Below are 8,119 nucleotides of genomic sequence, written 5' to 3'. Positions count from 1 at the left end.
GGAGAGCGTATTGCACAATTAGTAATTTCAAAACATGAACGTGCAAACTGGGATATTGTTGAAGTTTTAAGTGAAACTGAGCGCGGAGCAGGTGGATTTGGAAGTACAGGAGTTTAAAAAATCTCAATACATACTTCATTACCTTTTTTTAGTGGTGAAGTATGTTCAAAAAAAATAATTTTCCCATTTAATTCAGCTTCTATTAAATAATAACTTCCTTTAAAATAAGAGTTTATAACTTTAGCTTTTAAATCTGAATGTTTAATTAATTTTAGTTGATTTGGGTATAATAAAACTGTTTCTTTTGAAGTATTTTTTGAATCAATTTCACTTAAAGGTATTTCATTTATTTCGTCAAAAAATGAAGCTACATAGGCACTTTTAGGGTTTTTATATAATGCTTCTGGCGTGTTATTAGCAATTAATTCTCCGTCTCTAATTACTAAAATTTCATCAGCAAAAGAAAGTGCATCAGTGGTATCATGTGTTGCTACAATACACATAATATTTTTAGATTTTAAATATTTAAAAAGGCTTCTTCTTAATTTATTTTTCCTAAAATTATCTATATGACTAAAAGGTTCATCTAACAATAATATTTCTGGTTCTTTTGCAATTACCTTCGCAATGGCTACACGTTGCTTTTGACCTCCGCTTAAGTTTTTAACCTTTGTTTTTAAAAAGTCTGACATATCAACAACTTCCAATAATTCTTTAATTCGTTGTTGCTTATTTGGGTTTAAACTTGAAATATTTTTACCTATATTTTCTTCAACAGTTATGTAAGGCATTAAGTCAAAATCCTGTGGTAAGTATTTCATAAAATCTTCTCCTGGAATTAACTTAAAATTTGGTCCTAATAACTTTTCATTATTCCAATAAACCGAACCTTTTTCAATATGAAGTAAGCCATAAATAATTTCTAAGAGTGTACTTTTCCCACAACCGCTTTCACCAACAACAGCAACATAATCTCCTTTATTAACGGTGAAATTGATGTTTTTAAGTACTTCTTTTGAAGTATAACCGAATGATATGTTTTTAACTTTTAACACCTGTTTTATTCAAATCCTATATGAAAAAGTGCATCACCTTGATTTACAACTGGTGAATGGTTTGAGTTTAAAATATATCCTTCTTGATTATTTTTAAAATCCTTTTCAAAATTACCAAAAGGATCAGAAATACTTCCTAATTTTATGCCTTTTGCTACTTTTTGACCAGCACTTACATCTGATCTGTACATCCCAGAATGCTTCGCTCTAATCCATTTTGAAGTTTTAATAATAATGGGTTGATTATCAGTATTAATTTTTGGGGTTTTAGAAGAAAAATCTCTCAAACCTAATTCGTGAATTACATTTATAGTGCCTTGAATTCCAACTTTTGTAACTATTTTATCTAAATTAAGTGATTTTCCACCTTCAAACAACAATACTTTTATTCCTAACTTAACCATAGATTTTCTAAAAGTGCGTTCTTGACTTTTACTGTAAACAATGTAAGGTGAAGCAAAAATTTTAGCCAATTTCAATGTTTCATCATCCCCTTCATCAATTCTTATTTGAGAATAATTAAAACGTTGTGCACCTCCAGTATGAAAATCAATACAATAATCAACATGAGGAATTACTTCCTTCATAATATGATACGCAAATCTACTTGCTAATGACCCTTTATCTGAACCTGGGAAAACCCTGTTTAAATCTCTTCCATCAGGAAATTCTCTGGTTTGATTTATAAATCCAAAAACATTTAAAAGAGGAATACAAATAATGGTTCCTATTTCGGGTTTATTTAGACCTTTGGCTACAATTTGACGAACAATTTCAACACCATTGGTTTCGTCACCGTGAACACCACCAATTAATAATAAACAAGGACCGTCTTTTTTCCCGCGCTCAACAATTATTGGCACTTCAATGGTATCGCGTGTATTAAGCCTCGCAAAATCCATTTTAACTTGAACAGATTCTTCAAACCCAATTTTATGATTTAGAATTTTCATAGTAATAAATAAATTTAATCTATATCCACATGTCTCTCTAAATAATGAATTATTTTACCGGCAATATCTACTCCTGTTGCAGCTTCTATTCCTTCTAATCCTGGAGAAGAATTTACTTCTAAAATAAGTGGTCCACGAGCCGATTGTAATAAATCTACTCCAGCAATTCCTAAGCCCATTACACGAGCGGCTTTTAAAGCTGCATTTTTTTCATCGATTGATAATTTTATAATTTCAGCTGTACCTCCTCGATGCAAATTAGAACGGAATTCCCCCTCTTTTCCTTGTCGTTTCATAGCTCCAACTATTTCTCCATCTACAATAAATACTCTAATATCGGCACCTTTGGCTTCCTTAATAAATTCTTGTGCAATTACACGTGCTTGCAATCCGTTAAACGCTTCTAAAACAGATGTTGCTGCATTATCATTTTCAGCTAAAACTACACCTAAACCTTGTGTTCCTTCTAATAATTTTATAACTAAAGGTGTTCCTCCTACACTTTCAATAACATCAGCAACGTTTTTTGAATAATTTGTAAATACTGTTTTTGGTAAACCTAAACCTGCTCTTGAAAGTACTTGTAAACTTCTTAATTTATCTCTTGAACGCATTAATGCTTGCGATTCAACAGCTGTAAAAACTTTCATCATTTCAAATTGACGTACTACGGCAGTTCCAAAAAAAGTTACTGATGCACCAATTCTTGGTATTACTGCATCAATATCAGTTAGTAATTCATGTTTATATCTAATTGCTGGTTTCTTTCTTTCAATAATAATATCGCATTTTGTGTGATCTACAATAATTATTTCATGATTTCTTTCTTTACCTGCCTCAACAAGTCTTTTAGTAGAATATAAATTTGGGTTTCTTGATAAAACAACAATTTTCATATTAGTTAGTTTTTGTATTTAAATTTTTAAAAGATATATTTTTTTTTGAAGTATCCACTATGAATTTTTTAGATAGAAATTTTCTACCCAATAATACTGGATATTTCATAGATCCTCTTTCTGAAAGCGTTAATGCGATAGAATATACTTGATTAAATATGAATATTTCGGTTTTTATTAAGTATCGGTTTTCTATTTGACCGTTTGAACTTTTTACTTTTTTTTGAGAAAACTCACTAAATTCAAAATGAATATCTTGAAATTTATGATGTTCGGGATCTAAAAGTTGACATTTTAAAATATTGTTTTCAATTTTAATGTCATGACAATGAAAGCTAGAAGTATAGGCTCCCGTATCAATTTTTACATGGATACCAAACAACTCTAGTTTTGGAAAATCGACAATATCGGTTCTACCAATTAGTAATTTTATGTTATTATTTTTCAAAAGATGTTACTAAATTCTATAATTAAAATTTTATTTCACTTTGCCAAAAGTAGACTATTATTTGGTATAGAAAAGTATTTGAATAAATATTGTTTGTGGTATGTTTACTGAAATAATATAAATAACTTATTTATTAATAATGAGTTAGGATTATTAAAAAAGGAAGCAATATATGATATTGCTTCCTTTTTAATATTTATATAATTAATTATTACTCTTTTGCGCTATTTATAACTTCTTTAATTTTTCCTTCTAATTCTTCAGCTAAATCTGGGTTGTCTTTTATTAATGCTTTTACAGCATCACGTCCTTGTCCTAATTTTGTTTCACCGTAACTAAACCATGAACCGCTTTTTTTCACAATTCCAAATTCAACACCTAAATCTAATATTTCACCTGTTTTAGAAATACCTAAACCATACATAATATCAAATTCAGCAACTGTAAAAGGTGGTGCAACTTTGTTTTTTACTACTTTAACTTTAGTGCTATTCCCAATAACTTTTTCACCATCTTTAATTTGTGTTCTTCTTCTAATATCTAAACGAACGGATGCATAAAACTTTAATGCATTACCACCTGTTGTAGTTTCAGGGTTTCCAAACATAACACCAATTTTTTCACGTAACTGGTTTATAAAAATTACTGTACAATTTGTTTTATGGATTGTACCTGTTAATTTACGAAGAGCTTGAGACATTAAACGTGCGTGTAATCCCATTTTAGAATCACCCATTTCACCTTCAATTTCACTTTTTGGTGTTAATGCAGCAACCGAGTCAATAACTACAATATCAATAGCTCCCGAGCTAATCAAATTATCGGCTATTTCTAATGCTTGTTCACCATAATCTGGTTGAGAAATAATTAAATTATCAATATCAACTCCAACATTTGCAGCATAAAAACGGTCAAATGCATGTTCAGCATCAATAAAAGCTGCAATACCACCTGCCTTTTGAGCTTCTGCAATTGCATGTAACGTTAATGTTGTTTTACCTGATGATTCTGGTCCATATATTTCAATTACTCTACCACGTGGATAACCACCAACTCCTAAAGCAATATCTAATCCTAAAGATCCTGATGAAATTGCTTCTATATCAGATATAGCTACATCTCCCATTTTCATTACAGCACCTTTCCCATAAGTTTTGTCTAATTTATCTAGTGTAAGTTGTAATGCTTTTAATTTTGCAACTTTTTCTTTATCTTCTGCCATAATCGTTTTTAAAAATGTGTTAAACTAATTTAGGGCTAAAATATAAAAAAGTATTGAGTATATTTGGACTGTTTATAAATAATATCAACAGTTTTACAATGAAAAAATCATCATTATTAGAAAATATACTATACAACGAATTAAAACCTTCAATTGCTGTATTATTTGAAACTGATACTACTAAAGAAATTAGAATTGTGTTTAAAAAAGCTCAATTTATGAAGGAACATAAAACGCCATTTCCTATTACTGTTGAGATTTTTGAAGGTGCTATTGATTTTGGAGTGAATGGAACTTTATACAATTTGGTAAAAGGAGATTTGGTTTCGCTTGAAGCCAGCATACCTCATGATTTGGTTGCTAAAAAAGATAGTATTGTACGTTTAACTTTATCAAAATTAGATACTGTTGAAAGAGTAATTAAGGTTACTGAAAGTTAATTAATAGTATTATTTGTTCAACACTTCAATTACTATTATTGCTTTTTTGAAGTGTTGAACAAATATAATTTTTATATCACTTTTTATGGATTTGTAGACCATAACGAAGCATTTGTAAGCATAGCGCGTCGCGGTAATTGCAATCCAGCTACAATTAACTGAGCAAAATCTTCTGGTTGTAATACTTTTTCCACATTTCCATCCGTAATTCCTAAATCCAAGGCCATATCAGTTGCAATGGTACTTGGTGTTAATGTATTTACCCTAATATTATTTTTACGTACTTCTTTCATTAAAGATTGTGACATCCCAATAACCGCAAATTTTGAAGCAGAATATGCTGAAGTAGAAGCGTTTCCACTTAAACCTGCTGTTGAAGAAATATTGATAATATCACCTTCATTTTTTTCAATTAAGTACGGAAGCACTTCTTTTGTAACGTAATAAATTCCTAAAACATTGGTTTTAATAATTTCTTCCCAAAGTGTTGCATCCATTTCATTTAAAGTACCAAAAGCAGCAATTCCTGCATTGTTTACTAAAATATCAACTGTTCCTAAAGCTGAAATTATATTTTTGATTCCAACTTTAACTTCATCATAGTTTCCAACATCAAAAACCTCATATGTTGCATTTACTCCTAAACCTTTTAATTCAGCGACTGTTTCTTTTAGTTTTTCTTCATTTCTACCTGTAATTGCAACATCAATTCCTAGTTTTGCAAATGCAATTGCTGTGGCTTTTCCTAAACCTCTGCTTCCACCTGTAATGATGGCTTTTTTACCCTTTAATTCCATATTGGATTCAATTTTTTTAGTTCTTTATTAAGATATTAATTTATTAATTTGAGCATATTGCAATAAAATAATGGTTTTTGCATCGCAAATTTCACCTGTGGAAATCATTGTTAAAGCTATTTCAAAATTTAATTCTAAAACTTCAATTTCTTCTGTTTCTTCTTCTAAACCTCCACCTTCATTCATCTTCATTTCATCATTATATTCAGCAATAAAATAATGGATTTTTTCAGTAACTGCTCCAGGTGTTGAATAAATTTCAAATAGTTTTGTTGGGTTGTTTATTTTATATCCTGTTTCTTCTTCAGCTTCTTTTTTTATACAAGTTAAAGGATCGTCATCATCTAGCAAACCAGCGCAAACTTCTAGCATCATGCCATCTTCATTTTCATTCAAATAACTTGGCATTCTAAATTGTTTAGTTAAAATCACTGTTTTTTTAGTTGGATTATACAATAAAATTGCTGCTCCATCACCTCTATCGTAACTTTCGCGACTTTGCTGTTGCCAAGAACCATTTTTAAGCTGATAATCGAAATTTATTTTATCTAATTTATAATAATTATTTGATAAATTATTAATACTGTTTATTTTAACTTTAGAATTCGCCATAAATTTAGTTCAAAATTAATCTGTCTCAATTTTTATTTTAACATTTCAAATGTATGAATTTCCATTTTCTAACAGTATATTTAGACTTGTTAGATTCGTGAAATTTATAAAAACAAGAATAAACAACTATTCATTTAATACCTTTTTAAGCATTGAATCCAATTATTTTATAGTTTTAAGCGTTACTTGTTGTAATAAATGATGTGTTTCTTTCATCACAATACATATAATATAAATCGCTCAAATATTAAAAAAATAGCTTGTTAAACAAAAAACAACTCCCTAATTTTGTTACGTTATTGGTTTAAAATCAATAGATGGTTTGACTAGGGTCTTTTACTAATTATTGACTTTAATAAACCTAATTAGTTCGTTAAAAACTGTATTTATGTTAGTCTCAAAATCATAGATTAAAAATGATTTAAGGATTCTATTTTATAGTATAATTTAAATATTAATTATGAAAATTATTAAAAAAGCACAATCAGGATCATTTGAATCAAGTGATATCATTATATTAATTGAACCTGTTATTGAAAACTCAGGACGAAATATTGAAATTGACTCATCTGTAATGTTAGAATTCGGAGATTCTATTGAAAAATTAATTACAAATAAATTAGATGAATATAGCATTACTGATATTCATTTAATTGTAAAAGATAAAGGAGCTCTAGAACCTACAATTAATGCTCGTTTAGAAACTGCAATTATGAGAGCCTGTGATTTACAAAAAGGAACACTATAATAATAATTACATATTTATAAAATAATATTTATTGTGAGAAAAAATAGAAGAACAATGCTGTATATTCCTGGTAATAATCCAGCAATGCTACAACAAGGGGGCGTATACGGTGCCGATAGTATATTATTGGATTTAGAAGATGCCGTAGCTCTAAATCAAAAAGATGCGGCTCGTATTTTAGTTAGAAATGTGCTAAAATCCATCAATTTTTATACTACAGAAGTATGTGTAAGAATTAACCATTTAGACACACCATTTGGTTTAGAAGATTTGGAAGAAATAGTACCACTTCAACCAGATGCAATACGTTATCCAAAAACCGAAACCGTAGAAGAATTAGCAAACCTTATCAAAATTATTGAAGCTATTGAAGATAAACACAATCTACCACATGATAAAATGACTATTCATGCAATGATTGAAACTGCACTTGGGGTGCAAAACGTTTTTGAAATTGCAAAATTTTCAAAACGAGTTGATGCTATTACTATTGGCGGTCAAGATTTAACTGCTGATATGAATATAAAAAGTACCAAAGATGGATCTGGAATAGATTTAGCCCGAAAAATGATTGTAATGGCTGCTAAAGCTAATAAAATTGACGCTATTGATACTGTTTTTGTTGATATTAATGACGAAGAAGGTTTACGTATAGATACCGAATATGCCAAACAAATTGGTTTTTCAGGAAAGGCTGTAATTAACCCAAGACAAATAGATGTTATTCATGATGTTTATATGCCAACAGATGAAGAAATTAGAAAATCATATAGAATTGTAAAGGAATTTAAGAAGAATAAATTAGCTGGAATTGGTGTTTTTGCCATTGATGGAAAAATGATTGACGCACCTATAATGACACGTGCAACTCAAGTTCTTGAATTAGCAAATATTGATTTTAATTCAATTTAAATTAAAAACTAATGAAAAATATAATAGGTCGCGAAG

Annotated in this window: 10 protein-coding genes and 1 pseudogene; 4 read left to right on the top strand and 7 right to left on the bottom strand. The window is 29.3% G+C overall.

Translation table 11 applies throughout. The annotated features are described in order from the left end of the window. Nucleotides 1-117: pseudogene (locus ABY863_RS11605) on the top strand (dUTP diphosphatase); the annotation flags it as partial. Here the strand turns inward: ABY863_RS11605 and ABY863_RS11600 are convergent. From ABY863_RS11600 to recA, 5 genes are all read right to left on the bottom strand, one after another. Then, nucleotides 114-1,055 (bottom strand): ABC transporter ATP-binding protein, encoded by a 942-nt coding sequence (locus ABY863_RS11600; protein WP_372794998.1) that lies wholly within the window; start codon nt 1,053-1,055, stop codon nt 114-116. The pseudogene ABY863_RS11605 and the gene ABY863_RS11600 overlap by 4 nt on opposite strands. Before the next feature lie 5 nt (nt 1,056-1,060). Then, complete coding sequence (locus ABY863_RS11595; protein WP_372794996.1) at nt 1,061-2,008, bottom strand: succinylglutamate desuccinylase/aspartoacylase family protein; 948 nt, start codon at nt 2,006-2,008, stop codon at nt 1,061-1,063. Nucleotides 2,009-2,022: 14 nt separating this feature from the next. Further along, complete coding sequence (rimK, locus tag ABY863_RS11590) at nt 2,023-2,904, bottom strand: 30S ribosomal protein S6--L-glutamate ligase (protein WP_372794994.1); 882 nt, start codon at nt 2,902-2,904, stop codon at nt 2,023-2,025. 1 nt (nt 2,905) lies between these two features. Continuing rightward, nucleotides 2,906-3,352, bottom strand: coding sequence for an ATP-dependent zinc protease (locus ABY863_RS11585; protein ID WP_372794992.1), 447 nt, complete (start codon nt 3,350-3,352; stop codon nt 2,906-2,908). Between the two features lie 211 nt (nt 3,353-3,563). After that, complete coding sequence (recA, locus tag ABY863_RS11580) at nt 3,564-4,574, bottom strand: recombinase RecA (protein WP_372794990.1); 1,011 nt, start codon at nt 4,572-4,574, stop codon at nt 3,564-3,566. A gap of 98 nt (nt 4,575-4,672) precedes the next feature. Here recA and ABY863_RS11575 point away from each other — a divergent pair, with 98 nt between their 5' ends. Beyond that, nucleotides 4,673-5,014 carry a cupin gene (locus ABY863_RS11575; protein WP_372794988.1) on the top strand — a complete coding sequence of 114 codons (342 nt, stop codon included), beginning with the start codon at nt 4,673-4,675 and terminating at the stop codon, nt 5,012-5,014. A gap of 83 nt (nt 5,015-5,097) precedes the next feature. On the opposite strand, the gene ABY863_RS11570 is transcribed toward ABY863_RS11575, so the two are convergent. Both ABY863_RS11570 and ABY863_RS11565 read right to left on the bottom strand, forming a co-directional pair. Continuing rightward, complete coding sequence (locus ABY863_RS11570) at nt 5,098-5,811, bottom strand: 3-ketoacyl-ACP reductase (RefSeq protein WP_372794986.1); 714 nt, start codon at nt 5,809-5,811, stop codon at nt 5,098-5,100. Nucleotides 5,812-5,838: 27 nt separating this feature from the next. Next, nucleotides 5,839-6,423 (bottom strand): NUDIX domain-containing protein, encoded by a 585-nt coding sequence (locus ABY863_RS11565; RefSeq protein ID WP_372794984.1) that lies wholly within the window; start codon nt 6,421-6,423, stop codon nt 5,839-5,841. 460 nt (nt 6,424-6,883) lie between these two features. Here ABY863_RS11565 and citD point away from each other — a divergent pair, with 460 nt between their 5' ends. Both citD and ABY863_RS11555 read left to right on the top strand, forming a co-directional pair. After that, the gene (gene citD / locus ABY863_RS11560; protein WP_372794982.1) at nt 6,884-7,171 is read left to right on the top strand and encodes a citrate lyase acyl carrier protein; all 288 of its coding nucleotides are present in this window, start codon (nt 6,884-6,886) and stop codon (nt 7,169-7,171) included. A gap of 33 nt (nt 7,172-7,204) precedes the next feature. Beyond that, on the top strand, nt 7,205-8,083 hold the full coding sequence (locus tag ABY863_RS11555) for a CoA ester lyase (RefSeq protein WP_372794980.1): 879 nt from the start codon (nt 7,205-7,207) through the stop codon (nt 8,081-8,083). Nucleotides 8,084-8,119: the final 36 nt, after the last annotated feature.

The sequence above is a fragment of the Lutibacter sp. genome, from assembly GCF_041562875.1.
Lineage (GTDB): Bacteria > Bacteroidota > Bacteroidia > Flavobacteriales > Flavobacteriaceae > Lutibacter.
Note: the sequence above shows the minus strand (reverse complement) of the source record. Positions and strands in the feature narration are given on the sequence as shown.

Coding starts and splice junctions, on each gene's coding strand:
- ABY863_RS11595 (WP_372794996.1), bottom strand. CDS start 2,008: ATGAAAATTCTAAATCATAAAATTGGGTTTGAAGAATCTGTTCAAGTT.
- rimK (WP_372794994.1), bottom strand. CDS start 2,904: ATGAAAATTGTTGTTTTATCAAGAAACCCAAATTTATATTCTACTAAA.
- recA (WP_372794990.1), bottom strand. CDS start 4,574: ATGGCAGAAGATAAAGAAAAAGTTGCAAAATTAAAAGCATTACAACTT.
- ABY863_RS11575 (WP_372794988.1), top strand. CDS start 4,673: ATGAAAAAATCATCATTATTAGAAAATATACTATACAACGAATTAAAA.
- ABY863_RS11570 (WP_372794986.1), bottom strand. CDS start 5,811: ATGGAATTAAAGGGTAAAAAAGCCATCATTACAGGTGGAAGCAGAGGT.
- ABY863_RS11565 (WP_372794984.1), bottom strand. CDS start 6,423: ATGGCGAATTCTAAAGTTAAAATAAACAGTATTAATAATTTATCAAAT.
- citD (WP_372794982.1), top strand. CDS start 6,884: ATGAAAATTATTAAAAAAGCACAATCAGGATCATTTGAATCAAGTGAT.